A 21612-nucleotide genomic window follows, 5' to 3' on the forward strand; every position below is an offset into this window, starting at 1 on the left:
GCCGTGACCATGGCTCACCCGGGCACGGTGATCGAGGTGCTGGCGGCCTACGCGGCCTCCGAGCGGGCGCACCCGCTGCCGGAGACCGTGCTGCACCACGCCAAGCGCGCCCTGATCGACTGGTTCGCCGCACTCCTGCCGGGCGCGCGCCTCCCACCCGCGACGCTGCTGGCCGCGGCGCTCGCCGACGAGTTCGGGGGTGCGGCGGGTGGCGGCCGCGCGGTGGTCTACGGCACCGGGCTCCGGGCGCCCCTGCGGACGGCGGCGCTGATCAACGCCACCGCCTCCCACATCGTCGAGTTCGACGACATCTTCCGCGATGCGATCTACCATCCGGGTTGTCCGGTGATCGGCGCGGCGCTCGCCGCCGCGCAGACCCTGGGCGCGGACGGTGCGGCGCTGCTGCGGGCCATCGTTGTCGGCTACGAGGTCTCGACGCGCATCGGCGTCGCCGTGCAGCCGTCGCATTACCGCTACTGGCACACGACCGGGACGATCGGCACGTTCGGGGCGGCCGCCGCAACCGCCAGCCTGCTCGGCCTCGATGCCGGTCGCACCGCCCACGCGCTGGCCACCGCCGCCACCATGGCGGCCGGGCTGCAGCAGGCCTTCCGCTCGGACGCCATGTCGAAGCCGCTGCATGCCGGTCACGCCGCGGAGGCCGGGGCGCTGGCCGCCCTAGCGGCCGGCCGCGGCGTCACCGGCGCCCTGGACGTGCTGGAGGGGGAGGCCGGGTTCGGGGCGGCGATGAGCCGGGGCGCCGCGTGGGACCACGCCGTCGATGAGCTGGGGCGCCGCTACAACATCTGCGCCATGACCTTCAAGAACCACGGCTGCTGCGGCCACGCCTTCGCGGCCATCGACGCCGCCCTGGTGCTGCGACCGGATCTCGACCTCGACGCCATCGCGGACATTACGGTCGGGACCTACCGGACGGCCCTCGACGTCACCGACCGGCGCGCGGTCGCGACGCCCTTCGAGGGGCGGTTCTCGACGCCCTTCACCGTGGCGAGCGCCCTCGTGCACGGCAGCGTGCGGCTGGATGCGTTCAGCCCGGAGCGTCTCGCCGATCCACGGGTCCAGGCGTTGATGCGGCGCGTGGAGATGGTCGTCGACCCTGAGAGCGAGGGGGCGTTCCCGGCCCGGCGCTCGGCCGTCGTGACGGTCGCGCTGACGGACGGGCGCCGCCTCACGCAGCGGCAGCCGACCCGCAAGGGTGACCCGGACGCGCCGCTCACCGACGACGAGCTCGCCGACAAGTTCCGCGAACTCGCCGCGCCCGCGGTCGGCGCAGCGGCGGCGGCCGATCTGCTCGCGTCCCTGCGCACCCTCGACACGGCGTCGGCCGAGGCGGTGGCGCGGCTCGGGGTCGGTCCGCCGGTACCGGACTAGGCGGCCGGGCCGCACCAACACACCCGCCAGAGCCGCAAGATCGGCCGGCGGCCTCCAGGGAGGACAGCGCATGGACACGCGGGCAATCCCCGTCGGCCTCGCCACACACGATGGCACGCGGCTGGCTCGGGAGATGGACCTGGAGAGTGCCACGATCCGCCGGATCAACCGGAGGTTCATGCCGATCCTCGTCGTGGCCTATATGGTCTCGTTCATCGACCGGGTGAATGTCGGCTTCGCGGCGCTGACGGCCAACAAGGACCTCGGCCTCAGCGCCACGACTTACGGCTGGGGCGCGGGCATCTTTTTCCTCGGCTACTTCCTGTTCGAGTACCCGAGCAACGTGATGATGGGCCGGGTCGGCGCGCGCCTCTGGCTCGCCCGCATCATGATCACCTGGGGCTTCGTCTCGGCCGGGATGGCGCTGGTGACCGGGCCCGTCTCGTTCTGCGTCGCCCGGTTCCTGCTCGGCGTCGCGGAGGCCGGGTTCTTCCCCGGCCTGCTCCTGTTCGCCGCGCTCTGGTACCCGAAGGCGTACCGGGCCCGCTGCATCGGCCTCATGCTGGTGGGCATGGCGGTCTCGAGCCTCGTCGGCGCGCCGATCTCCGGGCTCCTGCTCGGGCTCGACGGGTGGCTCGGCCTGTCAGGCTGGCAGTGGATGTACATCCTCGAAGGGCTGCCCGCGGTGTTCCTCGGCGTGCTGCTGCTCTTCGTCCTGACAGATCATCCCGAGAAGGCCGCGTGGCTCAGCCGCGAGCAGCGGGACTGGCTGCGGACGGCTCTGGCCGCCGAGCCCGCCCGCGCGCACGCGGCGCCGAGCATCTGGGCGACGATCCGCGATCCGAGGGTGCTGTTCTACGCCCTGCTGTTCTTCGACGTCACGACGGCGAGCTACGGCCTGAGCCTGTGGCTGCCGCAGATCATCAAGTCCGCCGGCCTGACCAATGCCCAAACCGGCTTCGTGACCGCGATCCCCTACGCGTTCGGAACGCTGGCGATGGTTTTGGGCGGTTGGTGGTCGGACCGGCACGCGGACCGGATCGTGCCGACCGCCGCCATGACCTTCCTGGTCGCTGCCGGCCTCGCCGTCTCGGTCTGGCTCGCCGAGCCGCTGGCGCAGTTCGCGGCGATCTGCGTGGTGATGATCGGGATCTACGGGCTGAAGGGCCCCTCGCTGGCACTCTACACGGAGCGTTTCCCGGGGCCGGCGGCGGCCGGCTCGATCGCCATGGTGACCGCGCTCGGCAACCTCTCCGGCTTCCTGCCCCCCTACCTCGTCGGCTGGATCAAGGACGCGACCGGCCAATTCTCCTACGGCCTCCTGTTCCTGGCCGCGGTCGCCTTCCTGGGCGGCGTGCAGGCCCTGCTCGCCCCCGCCTTCGAGCGGCGCCTCACCGCCGCTGCGCCGCGATAACGGGAGGGACCGCGATGCTCGCCACGGACACCGCCTTCGGGACCGGGAGACCCACCCTCCATCGCCGCGTCGCCTCGATTCTCGGTGGCTCCGTGGGCAACCTGATCGAGTGGTTCGACCTCCACATCTACACGGCGTTCTCCCTCTACTTCGCGCCGCAATTCTTCCCCGGCGACTCGCCGAACGTGCAGCTCCTCAACGCGGCCGGGATCTTCGCCCTGGGCTTCCTGCTGCGGCCCCTCGGAAGCTGGATCTTCGGAATCTACGCCGACCGGCACGGGCGACGTACCGCGCTGAGTCTGTGCGTGACGCTGATGTGTGGGGGCTCACTGCTGATCGCGGTCTGCCCGACCTACGCGCAGGCTGGGATCCTGGCGCCAGCGGCGCTCCTGCTCGCGCGCATGCTGCAGGGTCTGTCCCTGGGCGGCGAATACGGGGCGAGCTCGGTCTACCTGACGGAGATCGCGGATGCCCGCCGCCGCGGCTTCTTCAGCAGCTTCAACTACGTGACGCTGATCTCCGGACAGCTGCTCGCGACCTTCCTGCTGGTCGTGATGCGAGCGCTGCTGAGCGCCGAGCAGATCGCCGCCTGGGGCTGGCGCATCCCGTTCGCCATCGGCGCCGCCTGCGCGGTCGTCGGCTACGCCCTGCGCCGGAACATCGACGAGACGGACCAGTTCAAGGCGCTCCAGCGGCGGGGCACGGCGGAGCGGCCGACGCTGCGCCTCCTCGCCCATCCGCGCGCGCTGGTTCTCGTGGCGGGCATGACCGTCGGCGGCACCGTCGCGTTCTTCACCTACACCGTCTACATGCACCGCTTCCTGTCGAACTCGGCAGGGCTGACGCGGGACCAGACCACGCTCGTCTCCTGCGCGACGCTGCTGATCTTCGCCCTGCTGCAGCCGGTGCTCGGTGCGCTGTCGGACCGGATCGGGCGCAAGCCCCTGCTCCTCGCCTTCGGCGTGCTCGGCACCCTCGGCACCGTGCCGCTCATGAGCGCGATGACGGGGGTGCACGATCCGTGGTCGGCGTTCATCCTGCTGATGATCGCCCTGGTCATCGTGTCCGGCTACACCTCGGTCAACTCGGTGGTGAAGGCGGAACTCTTCCCGACGAGCGTGCGTGTCCTCGGCGTCGGTCTTCCTTATACCCTGGCGACATCGCTCTTTGGCGGGAGCGCCGAGTATGTCGGCCTGTGGTTCAAGCATCTCGGCCACGAGAGTTTGTTCTTCTACTACGTCAGTGCCTGCATCGCCTGCACGCTCGTCACGACGCTTTTCCTCAAGGAGGGCGGCACGGCGAGCCTCGATTCGGAGCGCGTGGAGAGCGAGCCCACCGCCACGTGGGGCTCGTGACCGACAGCGCGCGCGGCGTCGACCCCTCCCAGCCGACAGAGGATAGCCCATGGCAGACCCCCAACTCATCGTGCAGCGGGACGGCCCGATCGGCTGGCTGACCTTCAGCAATGCCGCCAAGCACAACGCCATGACCTTCGAGATGTGGAGCGGCGTGCCCGAAGCGGTCGCCGGCCTCACGGAGGATCCGGATATCCGGATCCTGGCGCTGAAGGGGGCGGGCGAGAAGGCGTTCGTGTCCGGAGCCGACATTTCCGAGTTCGAGACGAAACGCGGCTCGGGGGAGGCCCAGGCGGCCTACAACGCCGCCGCGGACGCGGCGACCGCGGTGATCCAGACCTGTCCCAAGCCGACCCTCGCCATGATCCGCGGCTACTGCATCGGCGGCGGGCTCGGCCTCGCGCTGGCCTGCGACCTGCGCTTCGCCGCCGAGGGCACGCGGTTCGCGATCCCGGCGGCCAAGCTCGGCCTCGGCTACCGATACGCCGGCATGCGCCGCCTGGTCGACGTGGTCGGCCCGTCGCGGGCCAAGGACATCTTCTACTCGGCGCGCCAGTTCGAGACCTCCGAGGCGCTGGGTATGGGGCTCATCAACCGGGTCGTCGCCAAGGACGCGCTCGAAGAGGAGGTCCGCGCCTATTGCGCCCGCGTCGCCGCCAACGCGCCGCTGACCATCGCGGCCGCGAAGCTCGCCATCGACGCGGCCGCCACCGAGCCCGGCCCGGACGCCCTCGCCGCCATCGACCGGGCGATCAAGGCCTGCTTCGCCAGCGAGGATTACCGGGAGGGCCCGATCGCCTTCCGCGAGAAGCGGCCGCCGAACTTCAAGGGCCGCTGAGCGGCCCCCGACCTGCCACGCCACGCGAAACCGGGAGACGCCCATGCCCTCTGCCACCGCGCTGAGCCGCTTCACGGTGCTGGATCTCACCCGCGTGCGCTCGGGCCCGACGGCGGTGCGCCAGCTCGCCGATTGGGGCGCCGACGTCATCAAGATCGAGCCGCCCGGGGGCGACCGGATCGGCGGCAACCGCGACGGGTCCGACTTCCAGAACCTGCACCGCAACAAGCGCAGCCTCACCCTCGACCTCAAGCAGCCCGAGGGTGTCGCGGTGCTGAAGCGGCTCGCGCACTCGGCCGACGTGCTCGTCGAGAATTTCCGGCCGGACGTGAAGGACCGCCTCGGCATCGGCTACGCGGCGCTGGCGGCGGAGAACCCCCGGCTCGTCTACGCCAGCATCTCCGGCTACGGGCAGGACGGCCCCTACCGCATGCGCCCCGGCCTCGATCAGATCGCGCAAGGGATGGGCGGGCTGATGTCGATCACCGGGGAGGCCGGCGGGGGGCCGGTGCGGGCCGGCATCGCGGTGGCCGATTCGAGCGCCGGCCTGTACTGCGCCCTCGGGATCCTGACGGCGCTCCTGGAGCGGGAGCAGTCGGGCCAGGGGCAATGGGTCCAGACCTCACTCCTGCAGGCGCAGATCGCGCTGCTCGACTTCCAGGCGGCGCGTTGGACCATGGACCACGAGGTCCCGCCCCAGATCGGCAACCAGCACCCGACGGCCAGCCCCATGGGCGCCTTCCCGGCCGCCGACGGGCACGTGAACATCGCGCCGATCGGCGAGGCCATGTGGCGGCGCCTGTGCGGCGTGCTCGGCCATCCCGAATGGGCCGAGGACCCGCGCTTCGCCGACCAGCCGTCGCGCAGCCGGAACCGCCACGCCCTCGCGGCGGCGATCGCCGCGGTGACGCGCACGCGAACAGCCGTCCACTGGGTCGAGGCCCTCAACGCGGCCGAGGTCGCCTGCGGGCCGGTCTATACGATGGATCAGGTCTTCGCCGACCCGCAGGTCCAGCACCTCACCATGGCCGAGACGGTGGAGCACCCGCGCCTCGGACGGCTGGGCCTGGTCGCGCAACCGATCCGGATGTCCCGCTCGCACGGGCAGGTACGCACGCCTGCCCCCGATCTCGGTGCGCAGACCGACGCGATCCTCGGTGATCTCGGCTTCGACGCGGGCGCCGTGGCGGAGCTGCGGGAGAAGCGGGTGATCTGAAGGGTTGCGAGCCCGGCCTCGAGACCGGGCGGTCAGGAGGGGGACACCATGTCGGATCGGAGACGCCCATGGACCGCGTGAGCCTCGCCGCGGTTCCGGACCGCGCCGCAGCCGGAGGGGTGACGTCCAGCACCCGGATCTTCTGGATCACCTGGGCGGGCTGGATGCTCGATGGCTTCGACTCGGCCATCTACATCTTCGTGCTGGTCCCCGCGGTCTCGGAACTCCTCGCGGCCGGGGGCATCCAGCCCGCCCGCGGCACGATCGCGCTCTACGGCGGCTACTTCTTCTCGATCTTCATGCTGGGCTGGGCCTGCTCGATGTTCTGGGGCTGGCTCGCCGACCGGATCGGGCGCGTGAAGGTGATGTGCCTGACGATCCTCGTCTACTCGATCTTTACCGGACTCTGCGGCCTCGCGGGCGGGCTCGCGTCCTTCGCGGTGTTCCGGTTCCTGGCGGGATTCGGCGTCGGCGGCGAGTGGGCGGCGGGCACGCCGTTGCTCCACGAATCCGTGAGCGAGCATCAGCGCGTGCGGCTCGCGGGCTGGCTCCACACCGCGACCCCGACCGGTCTGTTGCTCGGCGCCGCGGCGTCGTTGCTTGCGCCGGTGATCGGCTGGCGCGGCATGTTCATGCTCGGCGTTCTCCCCGCCCTCCTGGTGGTGGCCATCCGAGCGACCGTGTCGGAGCCCGACCGGGCGCGCCGCGCACAAACAGGATCCGGGCTCCCCCAGCCCAGCATCGCCGAGATGTTCGTGGGGCCGCAGGCCCGCACGACCTGGGCGGCCGGACTCATGATGTCCTGCATCATCCTGGGCCTGTGGTCCTCGACCTACTGGGCGCCAACCTTGGTGATCAGCAAGCTCGTCGCAGCCGGATCAACGTCGGCCGCGGCGCAGAAGGTGGCGGCGATCAGCGGCATCATCACCAATATCGGCACGCTCGTCGGCTGCCTCGCGATGCCGTTCATCGCGACCTGGTTCGGCAGCCGGCGCCGGACGGCCACCGCCTTCTTCCTCGGCGCGTTCACCATCAACCTCGTGGCTTATCTCGGCGCCGCCATCTGGCTCGACAGCGTCACGCTGTTCATCGCATTGCTGCCGCTCGTCGGGTTCTTCACCAACGCGGTGTTCTCGCTCTACACGATTTGGCTGCCTGAACTCTTCCCGACGAGCCGCCGGGCGTTCGGGTCCGGATTCGCCTTCAGCTTCGGACGGCTCCTCGGCGCGCTCGGGCCGACGATCGTCGGCACCCTCGTGGTCGTGACGGGATCGTACCCGGAGGCCCTATCGATCATCTCGCTGATCTACCTGATCGGCTTGCCGACAATCTGGCTCGCCCCTGAGACCGCCGGCAAGGAACTCCCGGCCTGAGAGCGAAATACTGTCGCTTGGTCAAACGTTTCTGCGCGCTGATCGTACCCTGCAACCAGACAAGGACGCCGCCGCTCGCGACGCGCAACCCAACAGGAGCGGATCGTGCCCAGAGCGGCAGCGTCCGCCTTGGAGCCAAACCGCCTGCCAGGGACTGGCTGGAATAGGCGCAGAGCCGAAGGTCCGGCCTCGGGCATCGAGCCGACGCAGCTTACAGCGCAGTTTGGCCGCCACGTCGCCACCGTGGCCTCGTGAACGAGCCGCCGTCTATCATGCGTCATCCTATCGATCCGGGTCGCCGGGACCGCATCGGGCGGGCCGATTCCACCGGGGTGGATATCGCGTCACGCTGGAGGCGGTCGGTTAAGGCGCGGTCTCCGTGCTGGAGTGCCGTCCGTTTACGACCGTGAAGCCCTCGACCGCCCCTCGGAACACCGCCATGCGCAATGCGGCCGGTTCCGCCCGGCCTTCGACGTCCCTCAATAGGTTAATGTCGCCCGGACACCCACAACCGTGGCGTTCCTGATAGGCCGTCCCGTGGGATCGCGCGGATCGGGGATGTTGCCGCCCGGATGGAAGACATACTGCAGGTTCGGCTGCACGGTTACGCCCGGCCCCAGGACCGCTTGGTATGTCGCTTCGACGAGGGCCTCGAACCGGCGCCGCGGCATCGCGGTGCCGGTCGCCAGGATGGTGTCGCCGTCGAAGCCCCGCGCCGACGGGGAGATGCGCGCGTAGGACACGGCCACGCCGGCTGTGTCGTTCGAACGGGTCGGAAGGAGGCCGCGGTAGCCGATGCCCGCATCGACGTAGAGATCGACCAGGTTCCGGTCCCCGGGGGAGCCCACGGCGCGCACGAACGCGCTCGCGCCCTCGTCATCCTTGCCCGGCTCGCGAAAGATGGTCTGGTCGATGATCGCGTAGAGGCCGTCGTTGCCCCTGAAGCGTCGCGCGATGCCGGTTGTCGACGGATCCGCGAGGGAGCGCCCCGTGCTGTCGATCCGCAGCGAATCGAACCGGCCGAAATGATGCCAGCCCCCGAAGGTGACCGTCCCGGGCTCGTCCAGGATCTGGCCGGATCGGTCCCGCGCCTCGAAATTGTAGGCGTAGGCGGCCTCCGCGATTAGGAACGGCGGGTCCGACAGCCGGAAGTTCGTCCCCGTCCGATCGCGTCGTTGCGGGTCCGGGTCTTTCCACGCCTGCGCCGGCCCAGCCGGGTCACCGTCGAACAATCCGACCTGGAAGGAGAGGTTGGGGGTCGGGAGATATTTCGCCCGGACGGCCGGCGCGCCGAACGGGTAGGCGGGTCCGCCGCTCGGAAGGTTCGTGCCCGCGATGGTCGGCCAGCCGAAGGTCGAGTTGATGAACAAGGTCGCGGTCTGGCTGACGAGGAACTCAGTGTCGGCCGCGATCTGCCCGATCTTGACCGACAATCGGCTGTCGAAGACCTGCTGCTCGACCCACAACTCGTACAGGCGGGTCGAGGGAAGCGCCTCCAACTCACTCACCACGGCGAGGTCGTTCACCGCCGCCCGGGTCAGTCCCGCTCCGTTGATCTGATAGGCCTCGGCCCGGAACGCCAGGCCCTTCCACCCCGCCAGCCGGTCGAGATCCACGTCGAGCTGCATGTCGATGCGGCCGACGACCGTCGCGGTCCGCCGCGTGCCGCCATTCGTGTCCCCGAGGATGTCGGCGATGGCGTTGAAGCTGAGGACGATCCCGCGATTTGCCAGGAAACGGCGAAGGCCGGTCGGGTCCGCCGCGTCGCCCAGCGTCGCCTGGATGGAGGTGGTTGCAACGGCGGACGGTTTGCCCGAGACCTCCGGCTGGGCCACCGACGTGCGCGGATCGCCGCCCGCACCCGTGTTCGCGTTTTGCGCGGCGCACGTCGCCGGCGTCAGGCAGCGAAGTGCGAGGTCGACCGCGCATGCGGCGCGGATCGCATGCGCCGCCCAGGGGCGATGACCTGCGGTTCGTGACCGGGCGGATGCGATTATCGCCGCGTACGGTCCGTCAGCGGCGCGCGGCAAACGTTCCGCCCCCAAAGGTCAGTCGCACAGGCATGAGGCTCGCCAGAACTCGTGGTGCGTACATCGACTGCTACCATAGTGACACGCATTCGACGGAAGAAGCGACACTGGCGCGTGTCCGGCCGATACCGTCCAGCGACCGCATCGGTGTGAAAGATGGAGCGACCGATCCCGTCATGAGACACGCATCCGGGTCCGACTGCTCGTAGTACATGTGATGGTACATGCGGGCATACGGGACGCACTCTTCCGTTCTCCGGTGCCTTGCCCGGACTTATGCCAGGATGTTGACGGCCCGGGCAGCGACGAGCGCCACGGTCAACAGCGAGATCAGCGCCTCCGTCATCATCAGGAGCTTGGCGCGCGCCGTCAGCGGCAGCGTGTCGGTGGGCGAGAAGGCGGTGGCGTTGGTGAAGGCTAAAAATAGGTAGTCCACGAAGCCCGGTACGAACCGCGCCCGTGCATCGTCTTGCGCCATCGTCATCTGCGGGAACAAGAAGTCTGGATCTTGCGCCCTGGGATGGCCGCGCAACGCCGCGCCGCCGCGGTCTGTGGTCCAGAACCACAGGGCGAAGATGATGACGTTGGTGCCCCAAATGTTGAGGGCATCGACAAGCAAGGTAGAGCCGCCAGCCGCCTTGCCGTTCAGGAGGGCGCGCACCAGGGCTGCGAGGGCGGCCGTGTTGGCCACGGTGACCAGCGCGGTCAGCACCACGGCAAGCCGTCGGATCCGGCGATGGAAATGGTGGATCTCGGCCCAATGCGCGTCCGTTGTGGCACGCCGCGCACGGCCCTGGTTCCAGGCTGTGATCGTTGTGAGCGGCACGAGCAGCGCAACTTCGAGGGCGGGGGCAAGCCATCGCGGCCCTAGCGACAGATCGTTGACGACGAGCAATTGCAACCCGGCGATGCAGGCGACGGCGCCCCGGGCGAGCCAGAAATCGAGTCTGCTAGTCCGCACGCGATCCGGACTCGGGGGAGGCCCCATGAACAATCCCCGATGCTGCGCCGTTAAGGGCTGTCTTGGCTGGATCCGCTGAATTTGTGTTGAAGAAGAGGCTGCTGCCGCGCTGACCCGGGCGGAGTGGGGTGGGCCTGAATCAGATGCCGTCGCGTTGAATTCGCCTCGGCGCATCGTTCGATAGGCCAGGTGGTCCTTAGGTGAGCGGAAGTGGTCAGGAAGCGGCCTGAAACCGAACGTCGCGAAGCGATTGGCGCGGTTGTGGGTGGCTAAGCGCGCGAATGGCCTATCGCGCCGGGTGCGTCCGCTGACAAGATGCAGTTTCAGCCCACTGAATTACCGGGATGGGCGCTGAGCGGTCATCCCGCTCCCGACCCATGCCAGCCGCTCGCACCATGCCGGACATTTCTCGAAAGCAGCCATACGGCACGCCCGTACGTTCGATCCTCCGTAATCATCCATCACGACTACGTGAGTTTTTGGCATACAAAATTTCACGTACGGCAACGCAGCAGGGACCCAGCTCTGTCGGGCTCGCTGCAGCGAAATTTGGGAACACAAAAGATGGACGCTAACCGACGCGCATTCCTAGGAACCGCCGCCCTTGGAGCCGGTGGCCTAGTGGCGCTGACGCAGCAGGCTGCTGCAGTGACCACGGATCACGGCGCGCCGGGCGCGGGCGGCTTCGGCCGTGACGTTCAGCAGCTCCCCCCGGGCGCGCAGGTCGCCTACCACGACCCTAAGGATGTCGGCGCCATGCCCGATTTCCATTTCTCCCTCGACGGCAACGTCCCGAAAATCACGTCGGGCGGCTGGGCCAAGGAAGCGACCGTTCACCAGTTCCCCATCAGCAAGGGGATCGCGGGCGTCCATATGTTCCTTGATCCCGGCGCTTCGCGCGAGCTGCACTGGCACGCCATCGCCGCCGAGTGGGCCTACGTGATTGACGGCCGCTGCCAGACGGTTGTGCTCGATCCGTCGGGGGCGAGCGAGATCAACAATTACGAGCCAGGCGACCTCTGGTTCTTCCCGAAGGGCCACGGCCACTCGATCCAGACGATCGGCGACAAGCCCTGCCACTTCATCCTGTCGTTCGACAACGGCGCCTTCTCGGAGCACGGCACCTTCTCGATCACCGACTGGGTCGACGTGTCCCCGAAGGACATGCTGGCGGAGAATTTTGGACTTCCGAAGGAAGCGCTCAACGCCTTCCCGAAGGGCGAGGCCTACATCCAAGCCGGACCGGTCATTCCGCTCTCCCAGGCGCTCGATGCTCCCTGGCCGAAGGAATCCACCCACAAGTTCCGGCTCCTGAAGGACCCACGCGCCGTGCGCGAGTTCGACGGGGGGACCTTCCGTCTTGCGACCGTCGACGAGTGGCCGGTTTCCAAGTCGATGTCGGGCGGCGTCATGACGATCCGGCCCGGCCAGATGCGCAAGTTCCACTGGAACGTGAATGCCAACGAGTGGCATTTCTACCTAAAGGGTAAGGGCCAAGTGGCGCTATTCGGCTCGGGCGGTCGCGGCAAGGTCGCAGAGTTCAATCCGGGCGATGTGGCCTACATCCCGATGGGCTTCGGCCACGCGATCAAGAATGTCGGTGACGAGGATCTGGAGATCATCCAGACCTGGGACAATGGCAAGTTCGAGGAGATCGACCTCGATGCTTGGATCAAAGCCAGCCCGAACTATCTCGTGTCCAACAACTTCGTCGGCGTACCGGCCGAGACGATCACGAAGCTGAAGCAAAGCTAATCGAAATTCTATTATCGACTAGAAGGGTGAGGTTCTTCTGTAGGGCCTCACCCTCCATGAACTAAGACAACCTGCTGTACTGCCTCATCGTATAAGACCTCTGATTATACCGCTTAGCCGCCCCAAAGCAGACCGGCAGAAATCCACCTTGAACAGCCATTGCGGTTCCGATCCATCGCAGAAGCTCGATGAGCTGGAGTCGTACCGCCGAGTCGGATGGTTCGTCGTCCGCCCGCCTCGGTGCAGGGATCGTCCGAGGGCAGACATCGTCGCTGCGGTTTATTTGGCCTGGTTCATCCACCGAACCATCACGTCATCGCGCGCGCAAAAGCCGCCTCGTCTAGCGCAGCTTCGCTTGGCTGCGATCTCATGGGTGCATCGGTCATCGAGCGGCTTCACGACCGCTTCCGAAAAAAATACCAGCCACTCTAGACGACCGGTCTAATTTGGGCTATATGCGTCTCATGGCACGCGAGAGTGGCAACATCGCCGTCCGGCAGGGCATCCTGGACCCGGCATCGTGGGTGCAAAGGGATTCTCGGACGTCGGGCTCAACGAGACTCTAGTCGCGGCTCAGGTCCTGAAGGGGGCGTTCGACCACCATTTCGGTTCGAGGAATGCGTGCGTCGAGACGCCCCTCGCCGACTATCTCGCTGAACCTGTCTTGAACTACGCCGAACGATTGATGAACTATTGGCGCAAGTGGCAGACATCACAAGGCAGTATCGACTACCGAGGCAAGTGCCTACCGGTAAAGCTCGTTAACCGCTTGCTGATGACCAGCCAAAACCCGGCCTCCTCCGGACCGGCGGCCGAGCGTCTGCTCGAACGGCTTGCGAACCGCTGAGGGCCGAAGGCGTGGTGCCATCGGAGACGCGGCTGTCCCTCGGCGCAGCCATCGAACGCCCTTCTAGAACCAACCACTGAACGGCTGCATCGAAACCTTCGCAACGCCCCGCTGCCAAGAGGCTCTCCCACATCAGACCCACGGCACGCGCCGACGAAGGTTCGGCCGGATCCGAGTCCTGGGACTCACGCGGGCAGCCCCATCAACGCAGAGAGGCACTCCCATGTCTGACGCCTTAGAGACCTTCAGAGGATTGCAACGGGTCTACGATTTTCCGGCGCGCTCCGGGACCGTGCAGACGCTGGTGCCGCGTGTGAAGCTGTTTTGGTCGACGGAGAAAACCGAGAGGACGCCAACGCTCCCGAACCAAAGCATCGTCATCATGATCAGCGGCCGGAAGACGGCGCATCTCGACGGCGCGCGGATCAACTACGACCAGGACAACTACCTCGTGGTCAGCATGCCGGTCCCGTTCGAGTGCGCCAGCGATGCCACCGAGCGTGACCCCTTGCTCGGGATGTCCATCGACATCGACCTCCCGGCTCTCAACCGGTTCGCGAACATACCAGGCGCGGTGTCCCCGCAGGCGACGGAGGAGCCGACATTTCTGCCGCCGGGCCTGCAACCGGCACCGGTCGACACGGCGCTATCGGATGCCGTCCGACGTCTCGTTCGCATGCTTCGCTCACCGAGCGACACGCTGGCGCTCGGCGCCTCGACCGCCGACGAGATCGTGTACCGTGCGCTGAAGGGTACGCATGGGGCCGCCCTCTTGGCCTTGACGAGGCCGGCAAGTCAGCACGCACGCATCGCCCGCGCAATCGCGAGGATCCATCGGAGTCCTGCCAGACCGCTCGCGGTGGATGAGCTTGCGACCGTCGCAGGCATGAGCGTCAGGAGTTTCCATCGCGCGTTCAAGGCGGCGACCTGCAAAACGCCGCTGCAATACATCAAAATCGTCCGACTGAACATGGCGATGAGCTTGCTTCAATCTGAGGCGCGCGATGTCAGTGCGGTCGCGCGACAGGTCGGCTACGAGAGCGGCTCGCAATTCAGCCGAGAATTCAAACGTCATTTCCACGTAACCCCGACGGATGTCAAAGCGCGGCGGCAATCCTGACGCGCCGCGGTTACTTCTACCCACCCGCATGTCGATTGATTTTGGCAGGATCCGGCTTTAATTTGGCAGGAACAGGCAAAACTGAAGCGTGGCGTTGGTTATAGTGATCCGCGAACGGTTCAGGATGCTCTGCCGCGGGTCTCCGGCAAGCCCTTGAGCCGCGGTGGGAGGTCCCCGGTGATCTCGTTCTCGGTCAACAACGTCGACGTCCAGGTCGATGCGCCCGGCGACACGCCCCTTCTCTGGATCCTGCGGGACTGGCTGAACCTGACGGGCACCAAGTTCGGATGCGGCGTGGCGCAGTGCGGGGCCTGCACCGTCCACGTCGATGGCCAGGCGCGGCGTTCCTGCGTCACCCCGGTGGCGAGCGTCGCCGGCTCGGCTGTCACGACAATTGAAAGCCTTGCCGCCACTGTGGGCGATGGGCGTGAACTCCACCCCCTCCAGGCCGCCTGGATCGAGGCTCAGGCCCCGCAATGCGGGTATTGCCAATCGGGCCAGCTGATGCAGGCCGCGGCACTTCTGGGTGACAATCCCGATCCGTCCGACGACGACATCAGGAACGGCATGGCCGCCAACCTGTGCCGCTGCATGGCGTACATACGCATCAAGAAGGCGATCAAGCTGGCCGTCCGGGCCCAGAACGGGGGCCGGAAATGATAGGGGTCGACGTCACCCGACGATGGTTCCTCGCTTCCTTGGGAAGCGCAGCCGTCGCGACAGGCTTCCTCCCGGCGGGCGCGCAAGCCGGCCCCTTGTTCGGCGGTGTCTCGTCCGGGGGCTACGATCCTACGATCTGGTACGAGATCGTCGGTGACGGGCGCATCCTGGTTCACGTCACCCGGGCGGAGATGGGCCAGCACATCGGCACCGCCCTCGCGCGCGTCGTCGCCGAGGAGCTTGAGGCGAACTGGGACCATGTCGAGGTCGTCCACGTCGACACGGATCCGCGCTGGGGGGTCATGATCACGGGCGGCTCCTGGTCCGTGCACAAGAGCTTCGACCAGCTGAGCCGGGCCGGAGCCGCCGGCCGCATCGCGCTGCTGGAGGCCGGCGCGAGGATGCTCGGGGCCCCCCTGAAAGAGTGCGTCGCCCGCGACAGCGAGGTCCGGCACGGCACGCGTGCGGTCAGCTACGCCACCATCGTCTCCTCCGGCAGGGTCACCCGCCAGTTCACGGAAGCGGACCTCAAGGCGATAACCTTGAAGCCGGCATCGGAGCGCCGGTTCCTCAACCGAGACACCGTCGCACGCGATGTGCCGTCGAAGGTGAACGGCACCGCCGTCTATGGCATCGATCGAAAGGTCGACGGCATGGTGTTCGCGCGGCCCGTCCTGCCGCCGACCCGCTACGGCAACAGCATCCTGAGCTGGGACGACACGGCCGCCCGCAAGCTTCCGGGCTATCTCCGAACCGTCGAGATCGTCGATCCGACGAAGACTTGCCAGGGCTGGCTCATCGCCGTCGCGGAGAACTGGCCCATCGCGGCCAAGGCAGCCGATCTCATCGAGGTCAGGTACAAATCCGATGGCGGCGCGGCGAGCGACGCGCAGATGCTCGCGGAAGGTGCACGCCTCGTCGAAGAGCCGAATGCGGGCGGTGTCTTCTACCAGGAGGGTGACCCCCTCACACGGATCGCCGGCGCCGGTGCCGGCGAGGTCCACGAGGGCACATACCGTACGCACTCAGCCCTGCACATGCCTCTCGAACCGCTCAACGCCCTGGCCTGGCAGGACGGGAATACCTGGCGCGTGCACGCCGGCAACCAGTGGCAGTCGGTCACGCTGCCGCTCGTGGCCAAGGCGCTGGGGATCGATCAGGCCAACCTCGTGTTCGAGACCTCCTACCTCGGGGGCGGCTTCGGCCGGCGCCTGTACTGCGAGTACATCGTCCCGGCTGCGCTCACCGCGCAGATGATGAGCCGACCCGTCAAACTGATCTTCGCGCGGTCGGATGACACCAAGTTCGACCAGCCGCGCTCGCCGACCGTGCAGAGGGTGCGCTCAGTGACCGACGAGAAGGGCGCACTTCTCGCCTACGACCACGCTTGCGCGTCGGGATGGCCGACCGACTCGATCTCCCCGGAGCTTCTGGCGCCGAGCCTGGACGGCCAGGGGAAGATCGACCTGTTCGCCATCAACAGTGCCGACCACTGGTACGATACGGAGAGCCAGCGGATCCGGGCCATTCGCAACGCCCTCGTCCATGCGACGCTACTTCCTGGCTACCTCCGGTCGGTCTCATCCGGGTACACGACATGGGCGGTCGAGACGCATATCGATGAGCTCGCCCATAAGCTCGGTCGCGATCCCGCGGAGTACCGCCTTGCCCTGCTCGGTGGGACGGGCCGTAACGGAGGCGTTGCCCCGCACGCTGTTGGCGGGGCCAACCGCCTCCGGGCGGTTCTGCAGCGCGTCATGGAGAAGGCCGAGTGGTCCGGCCGGGAAGCGCTGCCGCCGGGCAGAGGGATGGGTCTCGCACTCGGAACCGGACAGGAGCGCGAGATGCCGACTTGGATCGCCACGGTGGCGCATGTCTTCGTCGACGTCTCGAGCGGTGCGGTCACGGTCGAGAAGCTGACGTCCGTCGTCGATGCCGGCACGCTGGCCCATCCGGACGGTGCGTTGGCCCAGGTCGAGGGAAGCATGCTCTGGGGCCTGTCGCTCGCCCTGTTCGAGGGCACGGAGTACGAGAACGGCGTACCCCGGGACCTCAATCTCGACACCTACACGCCTTTGCGCATGACCGACGTGCCCGAGCTCGACATCGAGTTTCTGCGCAACGACCACATGCCGGTTGGCCTGGGCGAGCCCGGGGTCATCTCCATTGCGCCTGCCATCGGGAACGCGATCTTCGCCGCCGTCGGGGCTCGCGTCCGCGACCTTCCCATCCGCCCAGAGGCGGTCCGCGCCGCGATGGGAGCCTGATCATGCGCGTCGTGATCCTGACGGCGGCCGCGGCCCTGTCCGCCACCGTGGCCCTCGCGGCCGGCGCCGAGCTGCGCCGCTCGGAGACCTTCGACGTGATCCCAGACAGGACCGAACGGTCCGTCGCCCTGTTTGAGGAGATGGCGAAGGTCATCACGCACCCGCGCTGCATGAACTGCCATCCCGCCGATAACATCCCCAGGCAGGGAGACGAGCGGCGCCTTCATCATCCCCCGATGGTTCGCGGCGACGAGGCCAGCTTCGGCCCCGCCGGCCTGCATTGCAATTCGTGCCACGGGTCTGAGAACGTGGCGGTCGTCGGCCACGACCGGGACATACCGGGCCATGATCCATGGCAGTTGGCACCAGCCAGCATGGCCTGGATCGGGCTGTCGGTGCCCGAGATCTGCGTACAGCTCAAGGACCCGGCCCGGAACGGCAACCGCTCGCTGGCGGACATCCATAAGCATCTCGCGACTGACGGTCTGGTCGGCTGGGGCTGGCACCCCGGCAAGGGTCGAGAACCGGCCCCCGGGACCCAGGAGATCCTCGGCGAACTGACGCAGGCGTGGATCGAGACCGGTGCTGCCTGCCCGAAGTAGCAACCCGATACGGGACGCCTCCATGACAGCGAACATTGCCGGTCGGACGCGTCGGTCGATTGGCTGCCGGGGAGGGAACGGCCAGCCGGCCTCCAGCTTAGCTCATGCCGACGCGAAGATCTCGCGCGGGACCATGACCGGTCATAGCGCCTGGAACCCCGTCAAAGTCCCGCGGACCGCCATCGGACAGGGAGAACGCACATGCCGACCTATGCCATCACGACCGCGAAGGACATCACGCCCGAGCAGCGCGCTCGGATCGTCGAGAGCGTTACCGCCATCCACGCGGTCGAGGCGACCGCGCCGCGCTACTTCGTGCAGGTCATCTTCCACAGGGTCGAGCCCGGGGCGATGTTCATCGGCGGCGCGCCGGCCTCACCCGACCACGTCTGGGTACGCGCCGACATCCGGGCGGGACGGACCCGGGAGCAGAAGGCCAGGATGCTCACGCGCATCATGCAGGAGACCGGCGCGATCCTCGCCGTCTCGGATCAGGACGTCTGGGTCTACATCTCGGACATCCCGGCCATCGGCGTCCTGGAGTTCGGCACCGTGCTGCCGGAGCCGGGTGAGGAGGAGCAGTGGCTCGCATCCCTGCCCAGCGCCCTGCGCGAAAAGCTCAGGTAGGCGGCCTGACGCCCGATCCGGTCCGGCGCGGTCGGCCTCAAGCCGGCAGCAGGCCCGAAGCGCGATAACGCTCGATCGGCGTGTCGAACAGCGCGCTGTCGGCGCGGCTCCTCGCCAACAGCCGGGCGCCGGAAATCGCGGCGAAGATGGCCGGCGCCCGCGCTTCGCTGTCCTTGGGATCGACCAGCTTGGCGTTAACCAGCGCTTTGCCGATCCACGCGATGTTGACGTCGGCGAAGGCCCGCGCCTCCCGCTGCACGACGTCCGGCAGGGTGGCGTACTCCGCCGACATGACGCTGCACAGGCAGAGCCTGTTGCCGTCGGCGAGCGACCTCCGGAAGGTGTTGGGGTAGCGTTGCAGGCTGCGGACCGGGTCACCGGTCTCGGCCAGGATGGCGTCGAGCTCGGCCGCCGTATCCTGCCAGTATCGCCGCGCGACCGCCGCGCCGAGATCAGCCTTGCTGGCGAAGTGGTGGTCGATGCTCGCCGCCTTGATGCCGACGTCAGCCGCGAGATCGCGGCAGCTCAAGCCCCCGTAACCGTGCGCCTGAGCCGTCCTCCGTGCGGCGCCCAAATCCTATCCTTGGAACTCACGCTCATCACTGCCTCACACGGCCAAACGAAAGCTTACCGATCGTCAGTTCGGCATTGAAAGCCGAAAAGTTGAGACCTGCCCCTGAGCGACCTAACGACAGATAGGCACGCCACTTGCCCCAGAATATCGTCTTCTCCGACGCCACCGGACTGGCCGAGCTGATCCGGACCAAGGAACTCTCGCCGGTGGAGGTCGTGAGGGCGCATCTCGACCGCATCGAAGCCGTCGACCCCAAGGTCAATGCCATCGTCACCGTCGCCGAGGGGGCGTTGGCCGCCGCGCGGGAGGCCGAGGCGGTGGTCATGGCGGGCGGGGAACTCGGGCCGCTCCACGGCGTGCCCTTCACCGTGAAGGATTCCATCGACACGGCGGGCGTGCTCACGCAGCGCGGCTCGCCCATCTTCAGAGGCCGGATACCGGATGCCGACGCCACCAGCGTCGCCCGCATGAAGAAGGCCGGCGGCATCCTGCTGGCCAAGACCAACCTCCCCGAATTCTCCTACTGGATCGAGAGCGACAACCTGCTCTCCGGCCGGTCGAACAATCCCTGGGACCTGACCCGCACGCCCGGCGGGTCGAGCGGTGGCGAGTCCGCGGCCATCGCGGCGGGCATGTCGCCGCTCGGTCTCGGCACCGACCTCGCCATCTCGATCCGGGGCCCGGCCGCGCAGACCGGCATCGTCTCGCTGAAGGCCACCCACGGCCGTGTGCCGATGACCGGCATCTGGCCGCGCGTACCGCGCCGGTTCTGGCATGTCGGCCCGATGGCGCGCTCGATCCGCGACCTCGCACTCGCCTTCGCGCAGCTCGCCGGTCCCGACGGCCTCGACGCCTTCGCGTCGAGCGCCGTCCCGTTCGACGCGGGCATGGGCGGCGCGCCGGACCGCATGCTCAGGGTCGGCTGGATGGTCGGTCCGGGCTTCGGCCCGATCGACGTGGAGGTCGCCGCGACCGTGCGCGCGGCGGCCGAGGCCCTCGGGGATGCGGGCCACCGCGTCGAAGAGGTGCGCATCCCGGCGCTGGAGCGCGACTTCGCCCTCGACGTGTTCGACAAGCTCCACGTCATGGAGATGAAGCCCGCCTTCCGGGAGGCGACCGCCGGGCATGAGGACCAGATGTACAAGATGGCCAAGACCATGCTGTCGCTGCCCGACACGTCGATGGAGGCGTACATCGCGGCCGAGCAGGCGGCGGAGCGGCTCCGGGACGGCTATGCCGCTTACTTCCAGGACCACGACGTCCTCCTGCCCCCGGTGCTGCCGGTCCCGGCGCACAAGCACGGCATCGACGAGCTCGTGGTCAACGGCGAGACGGTGGACCTGACCTACCTCCAGGGCGCGACCGTGCCGTTGAACGTGACGGGCCTGCCAGGTCTGTCGATGCGCTTCGGGACGAGCCGCGAGGGGCTGCCGATCAACGTGCAGCTGGTGGGGAGCTGGCAGGCCGAGGCGACGATCCTGCACGTCGCTGCTTTACTGGAAGGCAAGAGTCCAGTTCGAGATCTGCACCCGACCCTTTGACGCCGGGAGCAGCTTGTCGGTGAAATACCGATCCCAAAGAGCCATGCTCGTTTAATCCTAACCCTCAAAATGGAGATCCCTATGCCATTTGCGCGCATCGATCTAATCAGAGGAAAATCCACCGCGTATCGCGCCGCCGTGGCCGACATTGTCTACAGTGGCATTGTCGAAGTACTAAAAGCCCCAGATGGCGACCGATTCATTGTCATCAACGAGCACGACCCCGAAAATCTGATCTACGATCCGACATTCCTCGGCTCCAGCCGCTCCGCGGATTTCATCCTGATCCAGGTCACCAGCACCGTCGGCAATGACCAGGCTTCGAAGCGCGACTTCTACCGGTTCGTCGCCGACGAACTCGGGAGCAAACTGTCCGTTCGCCCGGACGATATTATGATCAAAATGGTGTTCGTTGCCCGTGAAGACTGGTCGTTTGGCAAGGGCGAACCTTGGTTATGACTTGTCTTTGTTTTGAATATTCTAGACGAGAGCTGACCGCCGCTTTAGCAACCTGCCCTCGGCAGCTCTGATCCTATCGTCTCGACACGCCAGGGCAGCGATCAGAGGTGAGCCCATTCTCCCTGGGGCTCATCGATGGATGGCTCTTCGACGTGAGTTCGCAGAAACGTATCTCATGCCTTCCAATGGCTCCGTCGCTGTCGCCATCGCGGCGGTCATTCTCACCACATCCCCAGCACTGCGCGAGGCACCGCTGCGTGTTCGCGGCACCATCGATGCGATCAAGCTCGGCCGCTGCGTCGGCAGCACCGGACGACAGCCTTGAGTCAGAGCGTAACCCACGCGTGAACCCCGAGAGGCCACACCGCCTCGGCCGTTTTCGTCCACGCGCGAAGACTTTTCGGCCCTGCGGAACGCATGAGCACATGGCCCTGGGGGAGTGGGATGCAATCGAGACGCGCCCGACAACGGAATTCGGACGCGCCCGGGTATAAAGGTGCTAGGGTTCCACGAGCCGTCGTCGCGAAGCGACGGCTCGGCGTCCCGGAGACCCATCGATGAGCCGTTCCAGACCGGCGGCC

Annotated in this window: 18 protein-coding genes; 15 read left to right on the plus strand and 3 right to left on the minus strand. The window is 67.4% G+C overall.

Annotation, left to right across the window (positions count from 1 at the left end):
• Positions 1-9 precede the first annotated feature (9 nt).
• The 6 genes from AC3IF3_RS22630 to AC3IF3_RS22655 all read left to right on the plus strand — a co-directional run bounded on the left by AC3IF3_RS22630 (position 10) and on the right by AC3IF3_RS22655 (position 7588).
• Positions 10-1392, plus strand: a complete 1383-nt coding sequence (locus AC3IF3_RS22630; RefSeq protein ID WP_243966130.1) for an MmgE/PrpD family protein — start codon at positions 10-12, stop codon at positions 1390-1392.
• Between the two features lie 70 nt (positions 1393-1462).
• Positions 1463-2806 (plus strand): MFS transporter, encoded by a 1344-nt coding sequence (locus AC3IF3_RS22635; protein WP_489230391.1) that lies wholly within the window; start codon positions 1463-1465, stop codon positions 2804-2806.
• A gap of 14 nt (positions 2807-2820) precedes the next feature.
• Positions 2821-4161: an MFS transporter gene (locus AC3IF3_RS22640; RefSeq protein WP_489218318.1), complete on the plus strand. Its 1341-nt coding sequence runs from the start codon at positions 2821-2823 to the stop codon at positions 4159-4161.
• Between the two features lie 49 nt (positions 4162-4210).
• Positions 4211-4999 (plus strand): enoyl-CoA hydratase, encoded by a 789-nt coding sequence (locus AC3IF3_RS22645; RefSeq protein ID WP_489230393.1) that lies wholly within the window; start codon positions 4211-4213, stop codon positions 4997-4999.
• A 43-nt stretch (positions 5000-5042) separates the two neighbouring features.
• Positions 5043-6215 carry a CaiB/BaiF CoA transferase family protein gene (locus AC3IF3_RS22650; RefSeq protein WP_489230394.1) on the plus strand — a complete coding sequence of 391 codons (1173 nt, stop codon included), beginning with the start codon at positions 5043-5045 and terminating at the stop codon, positions 6213-6215.
• Between the two features lie 68 nt (positions 6216-6283).
• Positions 6284-7588, plus strand: a complete 1305-nt coding sequence (locus AC3IF3_RS22655) for an MFS transporter (protein WP_489230395.1) — start codon at positions 6284-6286, stop codon at positions 7586-7588.
• A gap of 479 nt (positions 7589-8067) precedes the next feature.
• Here AC3IF3_RS22655 and AC3IF3_RS22660 read toward each other — a convergent pair whose 3' ends face one another.
• Together AC3IF3_RS22660 and AC3IF3_RS22665 are read right to left on the minus strand one after the other, a co-directional pair.
• Entirely contained in the window at positions 8068-9528 is a 1461-nt protein-coding gene (locus AC3IF3_RS22660; protein WP_489231355.1) for a carbohydrate porin, read from the minus strand.
• 364 nt (positions 9529-9892) lie between these two features.
• The gene (locus AC3IF3_RS22665; RefSeq protein ID WP_489230396.1) at positions 9893-10606 is read right to left on the minus strand and encodes a hypothetical protein; all 714 of its coding nucleotides are present in this window, start codon (positions 10604-10606) and stop codon (positions 9893-9895) included.
• 594 nt (positions 10607-11200) lie between these two features.
• Here AC3IF3_RS22665 and AC3IF3_RS22670 point away from each other — a divergent pair.
• From AC3IF3_RS22670 to AC3IF3_RS22700, 7 genes are all read left to right on the plus strand, one after another.
• Positions 11201-12334 carry a cupin domain-containing protein gene (locus AC3IF3_RS22670; protein WP_489230397.1) on the plus strand — a complete coding sequence of 378 codons (1134 nt, stop codon included), beginning with the start codon at positions 11201-11203 and terminating at the stop codon, positions 12332-12334.
• A gap of 520 nt (positions 12335-12854) precedes the next feature.
• Positions 12855-13181 carry a hypothetical protein gene (locus tag AC3IF3_RS22675; RefSeq protein ID WP_489230398.1) on the plus strand — a complete coding sequence of 109 codons (327 nt, stop codon included), beginning with the start codon at positions 12855-12857 and terminating at the stop codon, positions 13179-13181.
• A gap of 223 nt (positions 13182-13404) precedes the next feature.
• The gene (locus AC3IF3_RS22680) at positions 13405-14301 is read left to right on the plus strand and encodes an AraC family transcriptional regulator (RefSeq protein WP_489230400.1); all 897 of its coding nucleotides are present in this window, start codon (positions 13405-13407) and stop codon (positions 14299-14301) included.
• 177 nt (positions 14302-14478) lie between these two features.
• Positions 14479-14961 (plus strand): (2Fe-2S)-binding protein, encoded by a 483-nt coding sequence (locus AC3IF3_RS22685; RefSeq protein ID WP_489230401.1) that lies wholly within the window; start codon positions 14479-14481, stop codon positions 14959-14961.
• Positions 14883-17228, plus strand: coding sequence for a xanthine dehydrogenase family protein molybdopterin-binding subunit (locus AC3IF3_RS22690; RefSeq protein ID WP_489230402.1), 2346 nt, complete (start codon positions 14883-14885; stop codon positions 17226-17228). Before AC3IF3_RS22685 ends, AC3IF3_RS22690 begins: the two co-directional genes overlap by 79 nt.
• 2 nt (positions 17229-17230) lie before the next feature.
• The gene (locus AC3IF3_RS22695) at positions 17231-17830 is read left to right on the plus strand and encodes an Isoquinoline 1-oxidoreductase subunit (RefSeq protein ID WP_489218328.1); all 600 of its coding nucleotides are present in this window, start codon (positions 17231-17233) and stop codon (positions 17828-17830) included.
• A 201-nt stretch (positions 17831-18031) separates the two neighbouring features.
• Entirely contained in the window at positions 18032-18457 is a 426-nt protein-coding gene (locus AC3IF3_RS22700) for a tautomerase family protein (protein ID WP_489230403.1), read from the plus strand.
• A gap of 37 nt (positions 18458-18494) precedes the next feature.
• On the opposite strand, the gene AC3IF3_RS22705 is transcribed toward AC3IF3_RS22700, so the two are convergent.
• Entirely contained in the window at positions 18495-18986 is a 492-nt protein-coding gene (locus AC3IF3_RS22705; RefSeq protein ID WP_489230405.1) for a TetR/AcrR family transcriptional regulator, read from the minus strand.
• A 179-nt stretch (positions 18987-19165) separates the two neighbouring features.
• On the opposite strand from AC3IF3_RS22705, the gene AC3IF3_RS22710 reads away from it, so the two are divergent.
• The gene (locus AC3IF3_RS22710; protein ID WP_489230406.1) at positions 19166-20572 is read left to right on the plus strand and encodes an amidase; all 1407 of its coding nucleotides are present in this window, start codon (positions 19166-19168) and stop codon (positions 20570-20572) included.
• A gap of 81 nt (positions 20573-20653) precedes the next feature.
• Complete coding sequence (locus tag AC3IF3_RS22715) at positions 20654-21031, plus strand: tautomerase family protein (RefSeq protein ID WP_489230407.1); 378 nt, start codon at positions 20654-20656, stop codon at positions 21029-21031.
• The last annotated feature ends 581 nt before the right edge of the window (positions 21032-21612 follow it).

The sequence above is a fragment of the Methylobacterium sp. J-118 genome, assembly GCF_057836565.1.

Excerpts from the sequence above, each read along its gene's own strand:
- AC3IF3_RS22680 (WP_489230400.1), top strand. The coding sequence starts at position 13,405 with ATGTCTGACGCCTTAGAGACCTTCAGAGGATTGCAACGGGTCTACGAT.
- AC3IF3_RS22650 (WP_489230394.1), top strand. The coding sequence starts at position 5,043 with ATGCCCTCTGCCACCGCGCTGAGCCGCTTCACGGTGCTGGATCTCACC.
- AC3IF3_RS22695 (WP_489218328.1), top strand. The coding sequence starts at position 17,231 with ATGCGCGTCGTGATCCTGACGGCGGCCGCGGCCCTGTCCGCCACCGTG.
- AC3IF3_RS22635 (WP_489230391.1), top strand. The coding sequence starts at position 1,463 with ATGGACACGCGGGCAATCCCCGTCGGCCTCGCCACACACGATGGCACG.
- AC3IF3_RS22645 (WP_489230393.1), top strand. The coding sequence starts at position 4,211 with ATGGCAGACCCCCAACTCATCGTGCAGCGGGACGGCCCGATCGGCTGG.
- AC3IF3_RS22715 (WP_489230407.1), top strand. The coding sequence starts at position 20,654 with ATGCCATTTGCGCGCATCGATCTAATCAGAGGAAAATCCACCGCGTAT.
- AC3IF3_RS22640 (WP_489218318.1), top strand. The coding sequence starts at position 2,821 with ATGCTCGCCACGGACACCGCCTTCGGGACCGGGAGACCCACCCTCCAT.
- AC3IF3_RS22700 (WP_489230403.1), top strand. The coding sequence starts at position 18,032 with ATGCCGACCTATGCCATCACGACCGCGAAGGACATCACGCCCGAGCAG.
- AC3IF3_RS22665 (WP_489230396.1), bottom strand. The coding sequence starts at position 10,606 with ATGGGGCCTCCCCCGAGTCCGGATCGCGTGCGGACTAGCAGACTCGAT.
- AC3IF3_RS22655 (WP_489230395.1), top strand. The coding sequence starts at position 6,284 with ATGGACCGCGTGAGCCTCGCCGCGGTTCCGGACCGCGCCGCAGCCGGA.
- AC3IF3_RS22630 (WP_243966130.1), top strand. The coding sequence starts at position 10 with ATGGCTCACCCGGGCACGGTGATCGAGGTGCTGGCGGCCTACGCGGCC.